17 protein-coding genes and 1 riboswitch are annotated in these 22786 nt (G+C 37.6%); of the genes, 3 read left to right on the forward strand and 14 right to left on the reverse strand.

The features are described from left to right. Positions 1 to 6: 6 nt before the first annotated feature. From AAOP42_RS21950 to AAOP42_RS21985, 8 genes are all read right to left on the reverse strand, one after another. Positions 7 to 1347 (reverse strand): TolC family protein, encoded by a 1341-nt coding sequence (locus AAOP42_RS21950; protein ID WP_349530740.1) that lies wholly within the window; start codon positions 1345 to 1347, stop codon positions 7 to 9. A gap of 42 nt (positions 1348 to 1389) precedes the next feature. Then, positions 1390 to 1686, reverse strand: a complete 297-nt coding sequence (locus tag AAOP42_RS21955) for an ArsR/SmtB family transcription factor (protein WP_349530741.1) — start codon at positions 1684 to 1686, stop codon at positions 1390 to 1392. Positions 1687 to 1816: 130 nt separating this feature from the next. Beyond that, positions 1817 to 2995, reverse strand: coding sequence for a hypothetical protein (locus AAOP42_RS21960; protein ID WP_349530742.1), 1179 nt, complete (start codon positions 2993 to 2995; stop codon positions 1817 to 1819). An 89-nt stretch (positions 2996 to 3084) separates the two neighbouring features. Further along, entirely contained in the window at positions 3085 to 4896 is a 1812-nt protein-coding gene (locus tag AAOP42_RS21965) for a carboxypeptidase-like regulatory domain-containing protein (RefSeq protein WP_349530743.1), read from the reverse strand. Further along, the gene (locus AAOP42_RS21970) at positions 4883 to 5890 is read right to left on the reverse strand and encodes a FecR family protein (RefSeq protein WP_349530744.1); all 1008 of its coding nucleotides are present in this window, start codon (positions 5888 to 5890) and stop codon (positions 4883 to 4885) included. Before AAOP42_RS21970 ends, AAOP42_RS21965 begins: the two co-directional genes overlap by 14 nt. 40 nt (positions 5891 to 5930) lie before the next feature. Beyond that, a complete protein-coding gene (locus AAOP42_RS21975) occupies positions 5931 to 6509 on the reverse strand; it encodes an RNA polymerase sigma-70 factor (RefSeq protein ID WP_349530745.1) in 579 nt (192 codons plus the stop codon). Positions 6510 to 6573: 64 nt separating this feature from the next. Beyond that, positions 6574 to 7842 (reverse strand): alginate export family protein, encoded by a 1269-nt coding sequence (locus tag AAOP42_RS21980; protein ID WP_349530746.1) that lies wholly within the window; start codon positions 7840 to 7842, stop codon positions 6574 to 6576. A 170-nt stretch (positions 7843 to 8012) separates the two neighbouring features. Further along, positions 8013 to 8414 (reverse strand): hypothetical protein, encoded by a 402-nt coding sequence (locus AAOP42_RS21985; RefSeq protein ID WP_349530747.1) that lies wholly within the window; start codon positions 8412 to 8414, stop codon positions 8013 to 8015. A 280-nt stretch (positions 8415 to 8694) separates the two neighbouring features. Here AAOP42_RS21985 and dnaG point away from each other — a divergent pair, with 280 nt between their 5' ends. The 3 genes from dnaG (at position 8695) to AAOP42_RS22000 (ending at position 12508) form a co-directional block, all read left to right on the forward strand. Beyond that, positions 8695 to 10617, forward strand: a complete 1923-nt coding sequence (gene dnaG, locus AAOP42_RS21990; protein WP_349530748.1) for a DNA primase — start codon at positions 8695 to 8697, stop codon at positions 10615 to 10617. 63 nt (positions 10618 to 10680) lie between these two features. After that, a complete protein-coding gene (locus AAOP42_RS21995; RefSeq protein ID WP_349530749.1) occupies positions 10681 to 11895 on the forward strand; it encodes a bifunctional 3,4-dihydroxy-2-butanone-4-phosphate synthase/GTP cyclohydrolase II in 1215 nt (404 codons plus the stop codon). After that, the gene (locus AAOP42_RS22000; protein ID WP_349530750.1) at positions 11879 to 12508 is read left to right on the forward strand and encodes a hypothetical protein; all 630 of its coding nucleotides are present in this window, start codon (positions 11879 to 11881) and stop codon (positions 12506 to 12508) included. Before AAOP42_RS21995 ends, AAOP42_RS22000 begins: the two co-directional genes overlap by 17 nt. 22 nt (positions 12509 to 12530) lie before the next feature. Here the strand turns inward: AAOP42_RS22000 and AAOP42_RS22005 are convergent, their stop codons facing one another. The 6 genes from AAOP42_RS22005 to AAOP42_RS22030 all read right to left on the reverse strand — a co-directional run bounded on the left by AAOP42_RS22005 (position 12531) and on the right by AAOP42_RS22030 (position 22172). Continuing rightward, positions 12531 to 13709: a homoserine dehydrogenase gene (locus AAOP42_RS22005; protein WP_349530751.1), complete on the reverse strand. Its 1179-nt coding sequence runs from the start codon at positions 13707 to 13709 to the stop codon at positions 12531 to 12533. A gap of 107 nt (positions 13710 to 13816) precedes the next feature. Beyond that, positions 13817 to 13929, reverse strand: a riboswitch (SAM riboswitch). Between the two features lie 96 nt (positions 13930 to 14025). Continuing rightward, positions 14026 to 14550: a hypothetical protein gene (locus AAOP42_RS22010; RefSeq protein WP_349530752.1), complete on the reverse strand. Its 525-nt coding sequence runs from the start codon at positions 14548 to 14550 to the stop codon at positions 14026 to 14028. A gap of 485 nt (positions 14551 to 15035) precedes the next feature. Then, positions 15036 to 16736: a RagB/SusD family nutrient uptake outer membrane protein gene (locus AAOP42_RS22015; protein WP_349530753.1), complete on the reverse strand. Its 1701-nt coding sequence runs from the start codon at positions 16734 to 16736 to the stop codon at positions 15036 to 15038. Positions 16737 to 16750: 14 nt separating this feature from the next. After that, entirely contained in the window at positions 16751 to 20104 is a 3354-nt protein-coding gene (locus AAOP42_RS22020) for a SusC/RagA family TonB-linked outer membrane protein (RefSeq protein WP_349530754.1), read from the reverse strand. A 149-nt stretch (positions 20105 to 20253) separates the two neighbouring features. Then, the gene (locus AAOP42_RS22025; RefSeq protein WP_349530755.1) at positions 20254 to 21243 is read right to left on the reverse strand and encodes a FecR family protein; all 990 of its coding nucleotides are present in this window, start codon (positions 21241 to 21243) and stop codon (positions 20254 to 20256) included. A 314-nt stretch (positions 21244 to 21557) separates the two neighbouring features. Then, positions 21558 to 22172, reverse strand: a complete 615-nt coding sequence (locus AAOP42_RS22030) for an RNA polymerase sigma-70 factor (RefSeq protein ID WP_349530756.1) — start codon at positions 22170 to 22172, stop codon at positions 21558 to 21560. Between the last annotated feature and the right edge of the window lie 614 nt (positions 22173 to 22786).

Raw genomic sequence — 22786 nt, forward strand, 5'->3', positions numbered from 1 at the left:
ATCCCATTATTTTTTTTTAATAGTTATTTCCTTGTCTAGCAGCAATTCCAATTTGAAAATCAATTGCTGGTAAGTGTTTATACTTTGTAAGTGGCTTATTTTTCTTGACTGCAGATTTGATTGAGCTTGTAAAAGATCAGAGGTCTGTTCCATTCCTTCTTTAAACCGATCTTTCCTTACCCGGTAGGCCTCTTCTGCGTGTTGAGTTGCCATAACGGCTAAATCAATCTGTTTTTTTGCCAAGGTAAGGCCGGATCGAACTTTGCTCAATTCTCGCTTACTGGCTGACAGTCCTTCTTCATAGTCTATATCCGCCAGTTTTTTCTGATAAACGGCTTTCTGGATTTTGGCTAGGTTTTTTCCTCCTTTAAAGATGTCCCATTCTAATTTTGCCCCCAGCAGGTAGTTGTTTGCATTGGCACCAAAAAAACCTGTATCGTTCCATTCGTAGCTTCCAAATGCGTTTAACCTTGGCAACATTGATCCTTTGGACGATTTGACCATTTGGTCACTGGCTTGCGTTTGTAGGTATTTTGCTTGAAGATCCGCACGACTCATGGGTATTTCAGTTGTTTCCAACAATGTGTTTTCCAATTCGATATTTGAAATGGAATCTATAGGATGAATCGTTACTCCTTCATCAAGGTGAAGGAAATGTGTAAAGCTGGAGTTGATATCACTTATCTGGTTGTCGATTGCGATGATGTCGCTTTCAATTTCAGTCAGCCTCATTTTAGCAGATAAAAGATCTGCTTTGTGGAGCATATCTTGTTCATACAAATCATTGGCAACCTTGTAATTTTCAAGTGTTGCTTTTAGCGAACTTTCCAATACTTTCTTTTTTTCATATGACAGATGCAATATGAAATAGAGGTTTTTAGCCTGAAGGTTTGCCATGCGTTTAGACCACTTTATATTAAGTTCTGCTGCATGTACTCCGATAGATGCCGCTTTTCGTGCAGAAATACCATCAGGATTTATTATGGGTTGCTCGGCATATATTCTGGTTTTAAAGTTGTTAATGGTACCTGGATCGTTCATAAGTGTTGGATTAAAATCCTCTGCTGAAACATTTTTTTGCTGTAGTTTAAAACCAAAGGCTGCCAACGGGTCTGAAGTGGTTATATATGTTTCGGACAGGTTGATACTTGGGAGAAATACTGAATTTGCAGCCTTTAAATTTGCGGTAGCTATTCCCATACTTTGTTCCACCTTTTGGATTTCCCAATTGTTTCTTTCGGCTAATTCTGTCGCTTCTGCAAGTGAAAGTGTTAGCACTTTTTGACCAAAAGCGAATTGTATTCCCATAGCCAATAATAGGGTCAACATTAGTTTTAAAATGATCATATTTTTATATGTTAATATATTCATATTATAATTCAAAAAAAGTTACATATTACATTTAGCCATACAGTCAACAACCGTCAGTACTTCTTTTAATTTCAAAGAATAGAGGATACATTTTCCTTCCCGTCTGTTGCTGAGGATACCTTTGAGTTTCATATTATTTAAGTGATGCGAAATAAGGGATTGCTCAATATTCAATTTGTCACAAATGTCGCTTACAGATAGCGCCTCAGTGTCAGCCAATAGGCTAATAATACCTAACCTAACAGGGTGACCTATAGTCTTCAATATGAAGGCCACCTTTTCCATTTTTTCACTGTTTATTGCTATTGCTTCCATGTGATATAAATAATCCGCTCCAAATATATGATAAATTAATCATATGTACAAATTTTCATACGTAATGCTTGAATAAAGAGTTGCCATAAAAAATCAATAATTATAAAATGGCAACTCTATTTGAATTCGGTTAAAATTTTAATGAAACAGAATATCCAATCCACATTTTTAAATTTGTACCGGAGTATGTTTTGTTGAAAAAGGTCTTTTCGGCCAATCCTACAGTACCGTATTTTTTAGTCTCAGGGTCAACGACACGGGTTACATAGATGTTTAATACAGGGCCAGCATTAAGAGATAATTTTCTGGCTATTTGATAACCAATGTTTAGATTGAAACGGTTGAGTAAATTGAGATCGTCTGAGTGACCTTCACTGGTGTTAATGGCATGAGATGATAGTTCAATATTCCCAAAAACATTATTATTAAAATTATGCTGAGTGCCCAGGCCAACTCCATAAGACCAGATAAATTCTTCTTTTGTTTCGACACCCGCAGATAGGATGGTGTATAATGTTTTTGTGCCTGACCTGAAAACCAAATTGACATCTGTGACATCATTATTCTCAGTAGCAAATTGCACCAACCCGGATTTTACTATGTTGATAAGGCCAATAGTGGCACCAGACTTTACCGAGTCAGCAATGTTTATTATTCCCACCTGAACACCTTTTACGGTTTTTGCTTTGTTTAAAAAGCCAGACCATTGCATCCCATTTATTTCATTGGATTTGTTAACAAACCCTGCCATTTGAAGGCCTTTTGAGTTGTTGGAAACATTTACAAAACCGGATATCTGTGCTCCTTTGATGTCTTCTGTGCTAATATTTGCAAATCCTGATATTTGAGAGCCTTTGATATTTCCTTTAGAAATATTAGTAAATCCTGAAAGTTGCCAGCCTTTTGTACTGTCGCCTGCATAATTTAAAAAACCGCTAATTTGAGCTCCTGTCAGTTCTCCTTTTACTATGTTGTTGAACCCTCCAAGTTGCAATCCAATAGCAGATCCTCCGGCTGAATTGCCAAACCCTGCAATTTGTACTCCAGTGATATCACTCTTATCCACATTGTAGAAACCTCCCATTTCAAATCCTTCAAAACTATATTCCGAACCTGCGAATAAATTGAAAGACAGTTTGTTTTGGTACATTTCGGCTGCACCATTACTGGTTCCGAATCCCGGTATTACAGTAGCTTGAAATAAGCGTTCTTTTGATTTTTCATCCTCGTCTTTTCTTTTGATGGTTTCAGCAAATGCCGTAGAAAGATTGAGAATGGTAATTAGTCCTATGATAATTTTCGTTTTCATACCTTTTGTTTTTGAAACTTTTAATTGTTGTATATCAAAAACCAGAAAACAAAGTGCGTTTTTACCCCTACAAACAGATTGAAGAAAAATTAGAATTTTAATGAGGCAGAGTATCCCAGCCAGATTGATAGCCCACTACTGTCGTATTTTTTACTAAAAACAGGATTTTTAACAATGTCATAACCATATTCCTGAGTATCTTCATTCAGGGCATTACTTACGTATATGTTGAGCGTTGGACCCATATTAAGAGAGAGGTGAGGAGCAAACTGGTAACCAAAATTTAAGTTTAGTTTGTTCAATAAATTCATGTTTTCAAATGAGCTTGACTTAGAGGAGAGTACGTGAGACGAAAGTTCAATATTTGAAAAGAAGCTCTTGACTATTTTGTATTGACGTCCAAAGCCTAATCCGTAAGACCAGATGTAATCTTCTCTGATTTGAATGCCCGATGAAAGGATGCTATAAAACGCATTGGAACCTCCTCTAAATTCCAGGTTTACATCTGTGACATCATTGTGGCTCAATGATAGCTGGTGCAGGCCTTTTTTTACAAAATTGAATAGTCCAATGGTTGCTCCGGATGCTACAGAGTCAGCAATATTGACTACAGAAAGTTGGATGCCTTTAACTGTTTTAGCATGATTTACGAATCCCGCCAATTGAAATCCGTCCATTTCTTTGGCTTTATTGTAAAATCCTGAAATCTGAGCACCTTCTAAGTCGGCTGCTATATTAGTGAACCCCGCTAATTGCAGGCCTTGCATTTTTTTTGAAGATATATTTATGAATCCTGTGATTTGACTGCCAGTAGTGTTTTCAGAGATGTTGTTGAAACCGGACAATTGTATGCCCTTCATATCATCAGCAACCACGTTGAGAAATCCGGATAGTTGCATACCGGCAGTGTAAGATTTATTTGTATTGATAAAACCTGCAACCTGCGTTCCTTTTACTATTTCTCCAACTGCATTTCCAAACCCTGCAATCTGAAGTCCGGCTACTTCTTTTCTATCAATATTGTACAATCCTCCAAGCTCAAAAACAGAAAGGCCATAAGAGTATCCTGCAAGCAGGTTAAATGAATACCTGTTTTTAATTTGTCCACCCATCTGCATATTTGTTCCGATAGATGGGATAAAAGAAAACTGAAAATCCTTTTCTTCAATTAGTCCAATATTTTTAGAATTTTCCCTTTCTTTTTTACTTGTAAAAAACTGTACCAGCTTTTTGGTTTCTATTTCTTTGAGTTTGGCTTCTACGTCTTTAAAAAAGGTGATTTTCTTTTCAGGTTTGTCCGTAACAGGGTTTAGATACAATTCTCGGTTGAAATTCAACTCTTTGGGAACCCGGATAATAGTGTCTTTATAATTTGCCCGGCTCACAGCAAATGTGACATAGTCTGATTTGGCAGAGACGGACAATTCAAAATTTCCCCTGTCGTCGGATAGAGTGGAGTTCAGTTTATTAACTTCATATACAGTTACACCTTTTATGGTCTCTCCGGTTTCAGCATCCTTAATGTCTCCGGCAATTTTGAACTTGTTTTTAGTTTGAATTGCAGGTTGTACTCTTTGTATGATGATATAACTTCCTCTGTATTTTAGTTCTATCTGGTTTCCTAAAAGGTCATTCAACACCAGCTCAATCGGAGTATTTGAATATGATTTGTTGATGTTTTGATGTACCTGAATAACATCCGGATTGTAAGAAAGGTTGAAGTCAGATATGGCACTAATTTGCTCAAGAGCCTGTATGGTATTTACATTTTCAAAATTGATTGAAATTGATTGATTTTTAGACTGTTGAGCGTTGCTCGAAGTGTGTATCAATAAGGAAAATACCAGCCCATAAAGCAAACATGAGATAGAAATACTTTTTACGGAATTAATCACATCCATTACCTGTTAAAATGTATTGTCCGCTTTGATTCTCAACCTCCAGATGTAGCGTAGCTGCAATTACGTCCAATACATTTTCCAATTCTTCATCTTGAAATACCACAGATATTTTGCAGGAATTGAGCTTTGTGTCAGATAGCTGGATATTAGTATTGTATGTCTTTTCAATAGCATCAATTGCTTCACCCAAACTAACACTACTAAAGGTCAGGGTTTTAGTACGCCAAAAGTCATGAGTGATGGTTTTAGGGGTGTTTTTTCGATAAAGCAGATCTTTACTTTTAAGGTAAATTCCTATCGATCCTGGTGTCAGTTTTTCTTGCTGATCGTTGGCAGCAAAAAGCACCATTCCGGTATCTACTGTGACAACAATACTATCTGATGCTTCTTCCGAACTTACATTGAAAGAAGTACCCAACACTTTGATAGTAGTGTTTTGTGTGCTTATGACAAAAGGCTGATTTGGATTGGATTGTACTTCAAAGTACGCTTCTCCTTTTAGAGAAACAGTTCTTTGATTCTTATTAAATTTATCAGGGTAGGAAATACTGCTGTTCTTGTTTAAAGTGATTTTGCTGCCTTCTGAAAGTAGCTTTTCAACAACCTGATCTTGTGCAGTTACCGAAATGATATTTTCATTGTCTTTTTGTATGAAGAACCAAATACCCATCAGCAAAATAGCCAGGCCTGCCGCATATTTCAAAGTAGAAACAGGTAGCTTTATCGTTTTCCTTTTGTCATGGCCTTTGATGTTATTTTTAAATTTCACTTTTTCCCATGCATTATCTGTATCAAATGCCTGCTTATTCTTTTTCAGGTAGCTTAATGCCTCTACATCAGTATAAAAAATCCCTGTGTCATCTAGTAATTTTTGATTTTCAGAAGAAAGGGCAGACCAATTTTTAATAGCAGACACTTCTTCAGGAGTAACATCTCCCGAGAAATACCTGAACATGAGTTCCTCTGATATGCTATGTTGGTTTTCTTCTTTCATTTATACTGTATAAGCTTGACAGCCATCTTCGTTTTTACCCTTAAATATATTTTTGAAAGTACAATAGCCAGGGTATAAAGCCTGGTAAATACTTCCCTAATGTATCTCTCATTACTTTCAACGCTCGTCCCATTTGTGATTCTACTGTTTTGATCGAAATGTTGAGTTCTTGAGCTATTTCTTTGTACTTCATTTCTTCAAACCTGCTCAGTTCAAAAATCTCTCTGCATTTTGCAGGGAGTTTGTTCAATGCTTCATCAATTTTATCCTGTAGTTCATCCAATTCCAGGTAATCAATTTCGTGATAATCACTTTTTCCTTTTTCATATTCTTCGTGTTGCTTTTTTACCTTTTGATGCTTTAAGTGGTTTAAGCAAGCATTTCGCACAGACCCGTACAGGTAAGATTTTAGCGATGTTTTAATTGTGATATTATCAGCTTTTTCCCATAGGTTGCCAAACATCTCCTGAACTATTTCCTCTGCAAGGTCTGAGTTTGAAACATACTGATAAGCAAAAGCTGCTAGCTGGCTATAATAGGCTCTAAATACACTTTCAAAAGTGTTAGAGTCTTTTAGGTTGGTGATATTTTGTGTGGGTGTAGCCTGCAATATGTTCAATAATTACCGCTAAACTACCAAGTTTTATCAGAAATTAGAATTGATGTAAGAAGTCATACTTCCTTTATTCATTTTTTTCTGATTTGCTTTGAAAAAATAAAGGTTTGAAAGTGATCATCACCCATGCCCAGTTGTTGATTTTATTCTTATTTCCTCCTTTTAGTGCTTCCATTGTATCTGTGGCAAACATTTGAGAGTAACCACATTGTAGCACCACATCATTTTTGACTTTATACGAAAGGGAAAGATCCACTTCCTCACCCAATGCCTTACTCATTGTGTTTGGAAATGAACCACTGCTTACTTTTCCCGTGCTTGCAAAAATATGGAGTGCCCCGTAAAGATTCATTTTTGAAATGGCTGTTTTAGCTCCAAAGTAAATATCGCTTAGACCTACACTATTGATGTGATTACCTACGTAAAAGTAATCCATATAACCGTTGAATTTGTGGTTGGTACCGTAAAATGGTGTGAATGCTTTGTTTTTATTTCCCGGGCCTACCTGATCATTCCCTGACATCATTTCATAGCCAACAAATACTGAAGTTTTTACTCCTGTTTTATAATCGACATCAAGTCCTATCAGGTTTGCATTAATGTCTGATCCATCCGAATGTTCACCTGATTGATGATATAAATTAATTGAAGAAGAGATGGCATTTTTTTTATATTCAAAATGAACCCCTGTAGTTTGACTATAAACGGTTCTATAGTTAGTAGGTGTGCCTGCCTGAATTCCGTTATTTAAAAAAAGGAAGCTGCCTTTGAAATCACCCCGGGCATGATGTGCCCAGATGTATTGAAAGGCTTTATAACTGTTAGACACTGAATAATAGGTGTCTGTTGAGTTTGGACGATCCTGATTGAAGGCAAAACCCATTTCTAATTTAAAGTTATCAGTTTTGTACTTTGCAACAGCAGCGTCGTGGCTCCTGGCTTGTTGTGCCCAACCTACATTACCAAAAATCCTGTGATCATCGTAAACTATCTCTTGTCTTCCTGCCCTGAGTGAGTATTTACTAGTGAACAATACTTCTGCCCATGCTTCATGTATGGAAGTGAGTGAACCATCATTGTTTACTAATTGAGACTGACTGCCCCATGTACGGACGTCTTGCATCACTACCCTGAATATGTAATCATTATTTTTAAAGTCAAAATTGATTCTTGTTCTTTGATCTGTAAAAGATCCGAATTGACTGGAGTTTTGAGATAAAGACTGATACCCATTTCTAAACTCATATCTTGGCCTGATTTCACCTGAAATGGAGAATTGAGAAAAAGCCTGCTGTGATAGTACAAGAAAGACAATTAATGTGAGTGATTTATTCATGATATTATGTTCAAAATGGACATAAAATTATGAAGAAAACAAAGATTATCAACTCTCATTGATCAATAATATATAGATCATTTGTCATGAAAATGCCTGATGACTAAGTGAAAAAATCACTCAATCATCAGGCATAAACTGTATCATGTAACCCTTAAGAAGGGTAGGGGTTAGTTGTTAGAAATTATTGTTTCACTGGTTTTCAACTTAAACATCACACCCTTTGTTGCTCTACTGCTTTTTGCATTCAGTACCAATGTTTTAGATATACCCATCGCATCTTCACTGGCAGTTACTATCATTTGTTTTTGTGTCAATGGATCAGTGCCATCTTTAAAACTGATAGAAATTCCTTCCGGTAGTGTGCTGCTTATAGACAAATCTATTTGGGTTTTACTATAAGATTTAGATCGGTTGATGGTAACATCAATTATCTGTGTTTTTCCAGGCAAAATACTGATATCCGTTTCAGACAATTTTACAGTAAACTCTTTCTTAGGAGTTGTTTGAGCGAACGACTCTGTCAAAACAGTTGACAAAGCGAAAAGGGTAAATAGGATGATTTTTTTCATTGGATTGAATTTTTAGAACAAATTGTTGTAATGTTAGAAAATAGTACAAAAGAAATACCCTAATGGGCAATGCAAAGATATACGTCCTCTCGAACAAAAGGTTTATTTGTTCGAATAATAGTAAAAGGTGCACAATTAGTGTATTGAATCTATACTTTTAAATAATGAAAAACTGAGTGTCAAAAATCCTATTGGTTAAACCAATACTTAGAATTAAAATAAGTTTTAGATTTGCTCATGCAAAGGCGCAGTATGCGATCTGAAATTCAATAAACCCTCTATGATCAATCAGGCCACCATTGATGAAATAAAATCCAGAATGGATATTTATGAAGTTGTCAATGACTTTGTTCGCCTGAAAAAAAGTGGTAGCAGCTACAAAGCTCTTAGTCCCTTCACAAATGAAAAGACTCCTTCTTTTGTGGTTTCACCTTCAAAAGGAATTTATAAATGTTTTAGCTCCGGTAAAGGTGGTGATTCGATAAGCTTTCTACAGGAAGTAGATGGCCTTAGTTATATAGAGGCACTTAAATATCTTGCTCAAAAGTATGGCATTACCATTGAAGAGGATGAAATGCCTGACAATTTCATTGAAGAACAGAACCTCAGAGAGAGCCTCTTTATAATTCTTAATTTCGCCAAAGACTATTACAAAAACAACCTTCACAATTCGGATGAAGGTAAAAGTATCGGACTTTCATACTTTAAAGAAAGAGGTTTTAGTGAGGAAACTATTGATAAGTTTGATCTGGGATATGCTTTTGACCAATGGGATGGTTTGATTAAAAGTGCCAAGGAAAATGGTCACAATCAGGATTTTCTGGAACAAGCAGGGCTCAAAATTGTCAAAGAGGAAAAACAATATGACCGTTTTCGCAGCAGAGTCATTTTTCCTATTCACAATATCACTGGAAAGGTAATTGCTTTTGGTGCCAGAATACTAAAAAACGACAAAAACCAACCCAAATATATCAATAGTCCGGAAACGGATTTGTATCATAAGAGCAATATTCTTTATGGTATTTTTCAAGCTAAAAACACCATTCGCAATGAAGATAATTGCTACTTGGTGGAAGGATATACTGATGTTATTTCATTGCATCAGGCTGGTATTCACAATGTAGTCGCATCTTCAGGTACATCACTTACTGACGATCAGATAAAGCTGATAAAACGCTTCAGCGATAATATTACAGTATTGTTCGACGGAGATAAGGCAGGGTTGAAAGCATCAATGAGAGGTATTGATATGATTTTGGAAGGAGGGCTAAATGTCAAAGCTGTTCCGTTTCCGGAAGGTGAAGATCCTGACAGTTACTCTAAGAGTCTGGGGCCTGAAGGGTTTAAACAATATCTTGATGACAATGCTAAGGATTTCATCGCTTTCAAGGCTTCCGTTTTTATAGCAGAGGGCAAAAATGACCCGATCAAAAAAGCAGAGTCTATCAGGGAAATAGTTCAGAGCATTTCTTTAATACCTGACCCAATTAAAAGGTCGGTTTATTTGCAGGAATGTAGCAATCTGCTAAATATTGAAGAAACTGTTTTGATCAATGAGCTAAATAAGCTTTTGATTAACAAACGTCGTGATGTTGTAAAAAAAGAAGAAAGGGCTGAGCTTGTTCCAGAAGCTTTTATTCAGGAAAAGGATGAAAAAACAGACAGGTCTGATGCCATTTACAAGCAGGAAAGAGAAAGTATCAGGATATTACTCAACTATGGTATGGAGTTGATCAGGGGGAGTGAAGAACAGGAATTACACCTTATAGAATATTTCATATCTGAATCTGAAGACCTGGAATTTGAAACTCCCGTTTATAAAAGAATATTTGACCTTTTTAAAGAGAAATTGATTGATGGAGTAATCATAGATGCCAATTATCTTTTAGACTCTGTTGAAACGGAATTAAAATCAGTAGCTGTAGATTTGATGACCGAACGGTACGAACTCAGCCCGCAATGGAAGGATAAGTATAAAATAATTGTACCCAATGAAAAAGATGTATTGAAAAATGCAACTTATACGAACATTTTAAGGTTGAAACTGAGAATAGTACAAAAGCTGAGTCATGAAAACATGGATAAATTGAAGGCTTCCAAAGATGAAAAAGAAACGAACGAAATTTTAATGGTTCAGCGAAATTTAAAGAAATATGAAGTGTCAATAGCCGAAATTTTAGGTATTGTTGTTACATCGAAATGAGAGAGAGTAGCTGTATGTTACTATTTAAAATATAGAACAAATATTATCATAAATAATAGAAGAATGTTAGACGAAATATCAGAGGCGATAGAAGCAATAAAAAGGGGAGAAGTAGTTATTGTGGTGGATGATGAAGACAGAGAAAATGAAGGAGATTTTATATGTGCAGCAGAGAGCATCACACCGGAAATAGTGAACTTTATGGCTACTCATGGCCGTGGATTAATATGTGCACCGCTCATCGAAGAAAGGTGTGATGAATTGGGGTTGAAACTAATGGTGGGAGAAAATACAGCACTTCACGAAACTCCCTTTACTGTGTCTATTGATTTGAAGGGGTATGGTGCTACGACCGGTATTTCGGCAAGTGATCGTTCAAAAACCATTAAAGCATTGGTAAATCCGGATATTAAACCGGAAGAATTTGGAAGACCCGGTCATATTTTTCCATTAAAAGCCAAGGCTGGTGGAGTGCTTAGAAGATCCGGACATACTGAAGCTGCTATAGACCTGGCGAGATTGGCTGGAATGTATCCTGCTGGTGTTTTGGTTGAAATACTGAATGAAGATGGTACTATGGCTCGTTTGCCTGACCTGAGAAAAGTGGCAGACCAGTTCAATCTAAAATTGATTTCTATCAAAGATTTGATTGCCTATCGAATGGAAAAGGAATCTTTGATCGAAAGACAAATTGATGTAAAAATGCCTACTGAATTTGGAAACTTCGATTTGGTGGCCTACAAGCAAATTAACACTGGAGAAACACATCTGGCTTTGATAAAAGGAGAGTGGGAGGAAAACGAACCTGTAATGGTAAGGGTGCATTCATCTTGTGTCACCGGAGATATATTTGGCTCCTGCCGGTGTGATTGTGGTAGTCAGTTACACAGTGCTATGAAAATGGTGGAAAAAGAAGGCAAAGGCGTGGTATTATACATGAATCAGGAAGGGAGAGGAATTGGCTTAATCAATAAGTTGAGGGCTTATAAATTGCAGGAAGAAGGCTTGGATACAGTAGAAGCTAATTTGAAATTAGGCTTTGATATGGATCAGCGTGACTATGGTGTTGGAGCTCAAATCATTCATGATTTAGGGATTAAAAAAATAAAATTACTAACAAATAATCCAAAAAAACGTGTTGGATTAATGGGATATGGTTTGGAAATTGTTCAGAACATACCAATAGAAATTGTTCCAAATCAACATAATCAAAAATATCTTGAGACCAAGAGAGATAAAATGGGACATAACATTCTAAAGAATGAAGAGGCTAATTAAATATACTACACTACTATTATTAACAATTTATTTCAGTACCGCTCAGGCTCAGGAATTCCCTTCCAGAATATGGCATGAAGGTTATTTGGTTACTGCGAAAGAAGATACTGTTCGGGGTTTAGTCAAGTATGACATGGACACGGATATAGTCCAGGTTATTGTAAATAAAGATCAGGTGCAGACTTTCAGCAGCAAGAAAATTCTGTATTTTGAAATATTTGATAAGACGGTTAACAATTACAGACAGTTTTATTCATTACCATATCAGGTAAAACTGGACTACAAAACTCAATCATTGTTCGAAGTATTATATGAAGGCCCCCTGACTTTGCTTGTAAAAGAGAAGATCATCATGGTATCAGATCCATACAACCAGTCGTATTACAATGGTCCAAGTCTATCCCGAGAAAAACTGACTTACACCTATTTCTTTATTGATCAGAAGGGAAAAATGAATGAATACAGTACTGGGAAAAAAAATGATCTGTTGGATATCATGAAAGAAAACCCCAATAAGGTGAAAAATTACATCAAGTCCAATCGCTTGAAGACAGATAAAATGAGAGATATTGTTCGAATTACTGCATTTTATAACTCTTTGTTGCGCAGTTAGTTAACATTGAAACTGTAAATTATTAATTATAAGCGATTACGCTTATATCTTGCTCGTTTTTCCAATTTGCATTTTCCAATTTTGAAAGCTTGATTGTTCCGGTAATGTAATTGTCATTTTCGCTGTAGTACTTTTCAGCTATATGTTCGAAATCATTGAAGTCCGGAGACGTTCCATTGCTGTATCGGACATATACCTTCAATTCTGAGTCTCTGGTCAGTTTTAGTTTTTTGTGAAACCTCTCATACTTTTTGTATTCATATTTGTAGGAATAGTTGAGTGCAGAAATGTCAGAAAGTACTGCCGATCCTGTAGGCTTGTCTCCGGCTCCTTTCCCATAAAGCAATTGATTCTCGGAAAATGCACTTTCCAGAATCACCGCATTGTACTCATTTTTTGTAAATGAGAGAGTAGAATTGTCATCTACAAAAGATGGAATAACATAAGCTTCAATATGATCCTCAATTTTCTTGCACTTGGCAATTAACTTTATATTCAACCCATGATTTTTGGCAAATTTGATATCGAAAGGATTGATTTTGGTAATTCCATAACTGAACACATCTTCTGGCTTTGAAATGAGTCCAAAAGCGTGAAAAATAATGATTACCAATTTGTGCTTTGCATCAATACCTTCCACATCCAGGCTGGGATCAGTTTCCGCAAACCCAATGTCCTGAGCTTCTTTCAATACCACGTCATAATCCAGTCCTTCATCTATCATTTTTGATAGAATGTAATTGGTGGATCCGTTGAATATACCGGATACTGACGTGAGCATATCATTGTCATAATACTCTTCCAGGTTTCTAATGATAGGAATACTGGCACAAGAAGAGCCTTCATACAGAAATGGCACATTGTATTTTTTCTGTAAATCAACTAAGGTCTGTAAGTTTTCAGAGATCATTTTTTTATTGGCCGAAATCACGGCCTTTCCTTTTTCCATTGCTTCTTTCACAATGTCAAATGCAGCCTCTGCATCGTCTATCAATTCTACAATGACATCAATATCCGAGTCGTCTAAAAGCTCGTGCTTGTCTGTAGTGAAATAGCTCTGATCGATATTCCTTTTCTTGTTGGCATTTTTAATGCATATCTTTTTGATGTTGGTGTACTCATTGTTGGTTTCTTGCAATACATACCACAGACCAGTACCAACACAGCCAAAACCAAATACACCCAGATTAATTCTTTTCATTTTCACACTATTTAAACCTTTTTAACACCAATTCACATAAAATAAAAAATCCCTTCCAGCAGAGCTAAAAGGGATATATTCTTTTGATAAAGGGTCAAATCCATTTCAACTCATCTATCCCTGTTCTTAGAAGGATTGGAAGTAGCACCTGCTCAAATACTAATGATGAGGGTTGCTAAGGTTTCTCAGGGCCAAATCCCTCCACCTTTCTTGATAAGTAACTAATTAAAAATAAGAACGTCTGCAAATAAACTGAATATACCTTGTTCTACCAAGTGCTGGTTTCAATATATCTGATAATCATTTACAGACAATTTTATTTAGAATAAAAATATGCCATGTGAATAAAAAAGAATTGATCTCCATAAGGTGGAGTCCTTCCCCATCTACTGACACCCTGACCTTCATAGCTGTAGGTTCCTGGAAAGTAAATAGGCAAACTGTCATCAATTCTAATATGATCAGCAATAGCTCCCACTGGAACCAAGCTCCCCCCACTGGTAATCCATGACTGATCACATTGAGTAGCGGCTGTAAGAAACAGCATATGTTTCTGCTCATTTTCAGTTATGAATCCACAATCCAGAGACATGGCGTAATCTCTAATCCAGAATGATGGGTAAGCACTCCTGCCACCTGGCCTGATAAGGACTCCCCCGGTTTTATTCTGATCACCTGTGCTTGCTATTTCTTGATCCGGATAAATCCGCGAACTTTCCAAAACATCCATTGTTAAGCCTTGAAGAAAACCAAGGTCTTTCGAACTCAGGATTTCACCATTTTGCTGGCAATAAATAGCATTGGACGTAAAAAGGAAGATGATTGAAATATACTTTTTCAATTTGCGGAATGTTTGAGACCACAAAATAATCTTTTAGGGCTTTAATCCCTCACCTGTTCATTGATATAAGCACCTTCAGGAATGGTATTTTTCTAATCAAACAACATTTCTGTTAGTCTTTTAACCTGGGTTCGACGTAACATTTGCCATTACATAAGTAAAATCAGTTGTTTTGTATCTTTGACATTCATTTTGAGGGACAGCTTTTTCCCGGAAAAGTTACAGGTCATCAAAGCTGAGAAAATGTTATTGTTATCACCAGGCCCGGAAATCAAAACCTGTTCCACCCTTCTATGGCCATGACAGAAACAAAAATGGGTTGAAAGCAGATGGAATCAATTAAACAATTTTAGTTGGCCTTTTGCTCCAATCTAAAACCCTCATAACGATTCTGTGATTATACTTCATTACCTGGTTTTTTTAATAAGCTATCACAAATATTCAAATATCTATGATAGCTTATTCATCAATTCTAAGAAAAAAGTTTAGTTCGCTCCGCCGTAACCTGGGTTTTGTTCTAATACTGCATCAATATTAGCTTCAATATCAGATAATGGTATAGGCATTAGACTATGGTGATCCTGAATATCATCAGCATTGAACGGATTATGCGCACGTACTCGTTCAACCAGCTTCCCGGTTCTGTGCAATGTTAATCTTCTTGGCTCTTCGAGACTCAGTTCACGCACACGTTCATCCAGAATATAATCTAAATCTACCTCGGATGCTAAAGCCAGTGTAGCACTTGATCTGGCTCTTATAACATTCACATCTGCTGCTGCACTGCTATTGTCTCCCAAGCCAACATAAGCTTCGGCACGGAGCAGATAAGTCTCAGGTAGTCTCACATAATACTGATCTCGATAAGTAGAACCAGCCCCTGATGATAGCACTAATGTTTCTTTATTTGCGTATAAACTTTCTGGATGTTGCCCCGCCACTGTCACTTTAGTAAGGTAAGGCTGAATGGCAAACGGATGTGTAGGTTCAGGTGGAAAATCCGCAAAGCTCTCCATAAAGTAAGGTGATTCAGGATTATCATAATAGTAATCGCGCCATAAATTGATATTAAGGCTTCTCTCGTCAATGTCATAGTCGGCACCCCATAGTTCCTGCTCTACCCATTCTGTCATGCTAAGAAGATTAATTCCACGACCACCAACGTTAAACGTGGATCTTGGGCCAAGCGTAGCAGGATTGCCATCAGGATCAAGCTGTATCCATATAAGAGAAGCGTGATATCCTTCAAAAGGATTAATTCCGGCACCACCGCCTGTTAGCAAAAAGCCACCTTGAATATCCGTTTCCATTTGTGCTACCCAGATAGCCTCAGTATTACCAGTAGAACGATTTTGATTGCCTAATCTAAAAAGATCCCAATAAGGATTACCACGGTCATCGGAAGCCAGTGAACCAAAGCGCTCGGTCATTAAACCAGTATTCGGATCATTAATTACAACAGATGCGGCAGTTATTGCTTCATTCCATTGCCCTAAAGCAATATGGGTTTCTGCTAAATAATGCTGTGCCACAAGATTGTGCAAACGACCATCCTGCACCTCTGTAATGCCGGGGAGATTATTAGCTGCATCCGTAAAATCTGTCACCATTTGGTTTAGAATGTCTTGCTTGGAAGCCCTTGTAAAATCTGTCGTCGGTCCTGTAATTTCGTTGATAACCAAGGGTACACCGCCATAATGATAAACCAGATACCTGTAAGCGAAAGCTCTGAAGAATTTCGCTTCTGCCTCAATAAGAGACTTCTCATTGGCTGTTAGTTCCGAGCCTTGCAATCTGTCCAGTAGTGTATTAGCATTAGTAACAATTTTATAATAGTTACGCCACAAATCACTGACATAGCCAAACCCATCTATATACACCTGCTGGTAATCTGCAAATCTGCTAGTGCTGTTGTCGAAACGTCCGTTGTAAAATGCATCTGTGCCTGTCCATTGAAACATTGCCCAATTGGCACTGATACCACCTCCACCATAGGTAGTTGCCCTTAGTCGTGCATATAGGTCATAGAGTGCGCTTTCAAACTGTTCAAAATTTTGATAGGCTGTCTCCAGTACGAAAAAAGACTCTGGTTTTTCTTCCAAAAAGGCTTGTTCGTTGCAAGATAGGGTACTTACGAATATCAGAACGAGCGCTATTATGTATATATGTCTTGATAAAATTTTCATCTTTTTACTTTTATTTAGAATTTGATTTCAAGGCCTGCTGTTATGGATTTCATCACAGGGCTATTGTTTGACCGTGAAAGGTTTTGACCAGTTTCCGGATCCCAACCTAACCAGTCGGTAAGTGTAATCAGGTTTTTACCACTTAGGTATAATTTCAAATTCTTGATTCCAACTTTTTGCATCCAGGCCTGAGAAGTATCAAAATTATAAGCCAGTGAAACATCCTGTAAGCGGACAAAACTTCGAGAAAAATATTGACTTTCGCTGAATGGTGTAGATGCTCCCAACCTTCGGAATTGGGCACCTGGGTTAGCTGGAGTCCAATAATCTACTACACTCAGGTTATTAAAGGTTATTGCTTGGTCAGTCTCAAGAGTTGGTTGCTCCAGACCAAGGTAAGAATCCTTGCCTCCTTGTATGCTGTTGATGAATAATTTAAGGCTAAAATTCTTATAACTTAATGTATTTTGTATCCCAAATCTATAGGCCGGCAAAGTAGATCCCAGGATTCTCCTGTCATCAGCAGATATTACCCCATCGCCATCGGTATCAACTATTTTATAGGTTCCTACTCCAAAGCCGGGAGGTAATTGATCTTGTTTATCAAGTTGCCAAATACCATCTATTTCATAGTTGAATATTGTACCCAAGTCTTGATCAATAAATAAACCAGATGCAACAAGATCATCTTCTTTACCGTCTCCGTCCGCATCACGGCCTAATAAGCTAACTACCTTGTTGTTGTTGGTTGAAAAATTGAACCTAACATCCCAATTGAACCCTTCCGGATTTGATTTTAAAACTTGAGCGTCAAGTATAATTTCCAGGCCAGAATTAGCAACTTCACCAAGGTTTGTTTGGATACCTGTAAAGCCTGTTAAACCTGGAAGTGTTTGAAACCATAATAAGTCGTTGGTAGTCGATCTATAATAATCAATATTACCATTGATGCGATAATCCAAAATGGAAAAATCCAGACCAATGTTAAACCCTTTCGTAGTTTCCCAGCTAAGGTTAGGATTAGCCAAAGATGAGGGTGTTTGCCCGTTAACTGTACTTCCTCCATCTCCAAAAACATATTGGGAAGTCGATTCGGTTGATACCCGGGCTAGCGACTGATATCTTTGTGTAAGGTTACCAGTTTCTCCATAACTTGCTCTAAGTTTTAGGTGGTCAATTGAGAGGTTGTCCATATTAAAATCCTTTGAAGCCACCCAACCTAAACCAACTGAAGAAAAAATTCCGAATTTTTTATTCTTGGCAAAACCGCTGAACCCATCCCTTCTGACTGTTGCTGTAACAAAATACTTATCTTGATAATCATAGGCTAATCTTGCCATTTGATAGCTAAAGGCTTCTTCATATCCATCTGAACTTATCGTTTGCAAACTAGCCTGTGGAATGCTATGAAATCCAAGTCCAACATTATCAAACCCACTGCCTGCAACACTTGTAGATTCCGCTTCTATCTTGTTTCTTCCTGCTAGCAAAGTTACACCTAAGCTATGCTTGCCCAGCTCTTTTTTGTATTCAACAATCTGATCGAGCAACTTGTCGTAAACCTGAGAGTGAGTCTTGAAAGCGTTTCCAATACCCCCGTTTGCAAGACCATTAGAATTGAAGTGGTTAGACCATCGGTAGTTGTGGCTGTAGTTCACCCTGTAGGTTAACCCTTCTACCCATGGAATATTAATAACTCCATAAAAAAGACCGGAAATATTGTTTCTGATGTCCTCATCCTGTGCTTCTGCAACAACGAATCCGTTAAGCGTGTTGGTACCATTGGGGAATAAAATCAAATCGCCGTTTTCATCCCTTGGTTTTGTTAAAGGGTCTGCTGAATATATATTAGCAATACTAGGGCTTGCTCCTGAAAAATCAGAAAATGACCCGAATGTACTGGCACCAATTGTCAACCAGGGAGTAACCTTCGTATCGTAGTTAATCCTAACAGTTGTACGATCAAATTCATCATTAAGTACCCAATTTTCTTGCTTGGTGTAACTGCTCGAAATAAAGTATGATGATGTTTCACTACCACCCGAAACCGAAAGTTGATGGTTATTTATAAACCCGTTATTTGTCATTAAGTCAAACCAATTTGTATCAGTTCCTTCATGAAAACCTTCCTGTACCGGAGTTTGGGGAGAAATAAATGTCCGGGGATCAAAGTTTGGATTCGGTTGGGTAAAATCCGGTGCTAAATACCCTCCGTTATCCCATGCAATATCTCTTGCAGCCTGGAGAATTTCCTCTCTATTCATCGTTCTATAAGCTTTTGTAGGGCTTTGTGAAGAATAATAAGTATTATACGTGATACTTGGAGCCGTCTCCTTTCTGCCCTTTACAGTTGTTACTAAAATCACTCCATTGGCAGCCTGGGCTCCATAGATAGCCTTACTACTTGCATCCTTTAAAACATCAATGGACTGAATATCCGAAGGATTAAGGTCATTTAAGTTGCCACGGTATATTGCCCCATCCACGACGACTAAAGGATTTAAGTTACCATTAATGGACGTCCTTCCCCGTACAGAAATAGATGGCTCTTGCCCCGCAAGGGTCACCTGACCAATATTTAAACCGGGAATCGTTCCCTGAAGCGACTGTAGTATATTAGTATTAGGAGCTTCTTTAAATGATTCCAAATTGGCTTGAGCAACAGAACCGGTAAGATCACTTTTCTTTGTCGTACCATAGCCTATTACTACAACCTCATTGAGCTGCTCGGCATCCAATTCCATCTGAAAATCCAACACCACCTGGTTACCCACCACAATCTCCTGGGTCTTGTAACCCACAAACGACAATACCAAACTAGCCCCCTCGCTGATGTTCAATTTGTAATTCCCTTCTAAGTCAGTGGTAGTACCATTAGCAGTACCTTTTTCAATAATGGATGCACCGGGTAGTCCTTCGCCATTTTCATCCGTGATCTTACCAGATATTTGGACTGTCTCTGCAATTTCAACACGTTTAATGTTGCCTTCCAAATCCTTCTTTTGAAGAACCGAAACCCCAACCACTTTGTTTACCTGCCTGAACTTGAGGTTGGATTGCTTCGAAATTTCCATCAGGATATCGTAAACAGATATATTTTTGCTACGGCCTAGATTGATGCGGATTTCGGGATCCAGGATTTTCCTGGCGTACGACAACTTCAACTCTGAACTGTTCTCAATCAGGTCAAAAGTCTCTTTGATGGTAAGTCCATTGACCACCTGATCGATAAAAATTTCACTTGCCTTCTTGTGTTGTGCCTTTCCGCTATGAGCGGATAAAAAGCCCATAAAAAAAACCTGAAATATCAAGCCATATGTGAATAGTTTTATGGTCATTGTGAATAACCGGAGTAATGTTAATTTCATTATCTTTGTTTTTTTGTGAAACGTAAGTTTTGCAACGTCTTCCCGGATAAGCATTTTGGACGATGAGATATCCTGGAAAGAAAAGTACACCTCGGATGCCTGGCATTCGAGGTTGTTTAGTATCAGCCTAATTCATCTGCTTCATTTTCCTAAAATTTAATGGTTACGGTTTTATCATTTATCTCATATTCAAATTCCTGCGAGTAACTCAAAACATCCAGCATGTTTTCAAGCGACATATTCGGGTATTTTCCTGTAATTTTTAAAGATTTTTTGCGCTCGGTAGATAAGTTCTGCACCCTAAACTCTGCTCCGTACCACCTCCCCAGTGTGGTCATCATTTCGTCAAACCCGGTATCATCAAAATAGATGGTGCCGTCTTTCCAGGCCAGAACTTTTTCATTGTCAAAGGAGCTCACTGAAAACCCTGACCTCACGGTGGTAGCCTGCTGCCCTGGGTGAAGTACCACCTGTTCGTTATTACCTGTGTTGAGCACGTCCACTTTTCCGGTGGTCAAGGATATTTTAATCTTGTCCTTTTCATGCGCATTGATATTGAAAGATGTACCCAAAGCTGTAGTAACTACCTGATCAGATGTCACCCGAAACGGCCGGTCTTTGTCTTTTACCACTTCAAAATAGGCCTCCCCTTTTAAACTCACCAGCCTATTGGTGTCAGTAAAATTTGGAAGATAGGATATGCTACTCGCTGCATTCAACCAGACTAGAGTACCATCGGGAAGTTTGACCTGGGATTTCACTCCACTGGGGTTCTCCTTCACTATCTGGCTGATGGCCAACTCTGTACCAGGGGTTTTGTATTTCATCTGGACGAAATAAAACAGTAACCCCAAGCCTGCAAGTAATGCAACAGCAGCAGCTATCCTACCAATGGATCTGTACCAACCAAACCTTTCTGTAGTCTTGGCCACACCGGTTCCTTGTTGGATCTTTTGGTAGATCCTATGTGATTGGTTATGAGATATAGAAGTATTGGTTTTTTTCCATTTTTCCGTCAGTATAAGATAGGTTTTCCGGTTCGTCTCTGATTCTGATGCCCAATCTTCAAGGCGTTGTACATCATTTTTCTCCGGGTTTCCGGTCAGAACGCGCGCAATGGTTTCATCAATGTTTTCCATTTTCTGGTTTCATTCGTTCAGTATCAAGAACGCAATATTTGAAACCTACCCTACCATGGGATCAAAAAAAAATCAAATTAAGCTACTTGTCATATTTGAGAACAGCCCAAAACCTGACAGGTTTAATGACCAGAAAGCCTAACCTGCGCCAATTAAGGAACAAAAACCTATCAGGTTTCAGCCCTCGTGCTTCAACTTGACAAAGTAGTCTAATCGAAAAAAGGGAATACAGTGGCAATAGCATTTTAAATGCAAACTTCTTTTAAGCGAAAAGTTCAACCATAAAAAATGTTTTTGTTAGATAGAGAAGCCAACTAGCCAATACTTAGAAGCACCCCAATCAAAATCGCCATGTTGTAATTTTTCAGGTTTATATCTTCGCATTCAAGATATTTGGTGATATCCAACCTTATCCTTTTCAAAGCAATACCCATGTGCTTCTCTACTGTCTTAACTGAAACATTTAAGGCTTCAGCTACTTCCTTGTAGGACATATTGTCGTCCTTCACCATATGATAAACAAGCGCACTTTTTTCCGGAAGCCTCCTAACACTCTCTTCTAATTGAGCTAACAATTCCTGGTTTATCAGGCTTGATTCGGAATCCGGCATGTTAATCCTGATGTTCAAATTACTTTGATCGATAGATTGGAACATCAGGGCCTTCTCATTTGACCTCAAAAATGACAATGACTGGTTTTTGGTTGAAATGAACAAATAAGACTCAAGGTTTTCGAGCTGGGAAAGTTTATGCCGGTTTTTCCAAACTTTGATAAAAACATCTGAAACGACTTCTTCAGCTACTTCGTTGGAACGCGTATAGTACCTGGCCAATTGATAAAGTTTACCATGATACCAATCAAACAAAGATTTGAATGCCACCTCATCATCGTCTTCTGCTATTTTCACCAGGTCTCCTTGCTTTATCATTTTTTGATATGACGTAAAGTGCTAAGTTAGTATTTTATGACAGGTAATTCAATTAGGGGTTTGTGGGCGGAAAATAAATACTTGTTATATGGTCTTTTGTTCAGCTATCAGATATTGCAAAATTCGAATCGAATATCCTACTTGTGCAATGATATGCTTTTTTTAAATTAAGTCCTCAAATTTCCAAATGCACAATAAATTAAGAAATTGTTAAGGGAGGGAGGTCCGAGATTTTTAACCTCTACATTCGAAGAAGTGAAACGATAGATGGATTGTAATAAATCTCAGATAAATACGATTTAGAAAGCCCTTTCAGTTTCTCCCGCTTTGGTGATTCTTTGTAGATGCGAAAGCATAAAAGAACAAAATAGTGGCGTCAAATTGAAGCCGCTATTAATTATATCAAACTAATAATCTGGGTTTTGAGCCAACACATGTTTTGCCTAAAACGCAATCGTATTTTTTATGCTTCAAAATTAGTGACATCCGCTTAAAAATGTGATTAGATTTAATCTTCTTGGAAAAATACAATAGTGGAGATTTGACTCTCCACTAAAGTTTATGATGTTTGAGTTACCACACTTAGACATCATGAGTAAAGATAGAAATTTGAC

It is taken from the genome of Reichenbachiella sp. MALMAid0571, from assembly GCF_040151475.1.
GTDB lineage: Bacteria > Bacteroidota > Bacteroidia > Cytophagales > Cyclobacteriaceae > CAXBNB01.

What these genes read in the sequence shown, in the direction of transcription:
- AAOP42_RS21960 (WP_349530742.1), bottom strand. Translation starts at nt 2,995, where the DNA reads ATGAAAACGAAAATTATCATAGGACTAATTACCATTCTCAATCTTTCT.
- AAOP42_RS21970 (WP_349530744.1), bottom strand. Translation starts at nt 5,890, where the DNA reads ATGAAAGAAGAAAACCAACATAGCATATCAGAGGAACTCATGTTCAGG.
- AAOP42_RS22005 (WP_349530751.1), bottom strand. Translation starts at nt 13,709, where the DNA reads ATGAAAAGAATTAATCTGGGTGTATTTGGTTTTGGCTGTGTTGGTACT.
- AAOP42_RS21955 (WP_349530741.1), bottom strand. Translation starts at nt 1,686, where the DNA reads ATGGAAGCAATAGCAATAAACAGTGAAAAAATGGAAAAGGTGGCCTTC.
- AAOP42_RS22000 (WP_349530750.1), top strand. Translation starts at nt 11,879, where the DNA reads ATGAAGAGGCTAATTAAATATACTACACTACTATTATTAACAATTTAT.
- AAOP42_RS22030 (WP_349530756.1), bottom strand. Translation starts at nt 22,172, where the DNA reads ATGATAAAGCAAGGAGACCTGGTGAAAATAGCAGAAGACGATGATGAG.
- AAOP42_RS22025 (WP_349530755.1), bottom strand. Translation starts at nt 21,243, where the DNA reads ATGGAAAACATTGATGAAACCATTGCGCGCGTTCTGACCGGAAACCCG.
- AAOP42_RS21995 (WP_349530749.1), top strand. Translation starts at nt 10,681, where the DNA reads ATGTTAGACGAAATATCAGAGGCGATAGAAGCAATAAAAAGGGGAGAA.
- AAOP42_RS22020 (WP_349530754.1), bottom strand. Translation starts at nt 20,104, where the DNA reads ATGAAATTAACATTACTCCGGTTATTCACAATGACCATAAAACTATTC.
- dnaG (WP_349530748.1), top strand. Translation starts at nt 8,695, where the DNA reads ATGATCAATCAGGCCACCATTGATGAAATAAAATCCAGAATGGATATT.
- AAOP42_RS21950 (WP_349530740.1), bottom strand. Translation starts at nt 1,347, where the DNA reads ATGATCATTTTAAAACTAATGTTGACCCTATTATTGGCTATGGGAATA.
- AAOP42_RS21965 (WP_349530743.1), bottom strand. Translation starts at nt 4,896, where the DNA reads ATGGATGTGATTAATTCCGTAAAAAGTATTTCTATCTCATGTTTGCTT.
- AAOP42_RS21985 (WP_349530747.1), bottom strand. Translation starts at nt 8,414, where the DNA reads ATGAAAAAAATCATCCTATTTACCCTTTTCGCTTTGTCAACTGTTTTG.
- AAOP42_RS22015 (WP_349530753.1), bottom strand. Translation starts at nt 16,736, where the DNA reads ATGAAAATTTTATCAAGACATATATACATAATAGCGCTCGTTCTGATA.
- AAOP42_RS21980 (WP_349530746.1), bottom strand. Translation starts at nt 7,842, where the DNA reads ATGAATAAATCACTCACATTAATTGTCTTTCTTGTACTATCACAGCAG.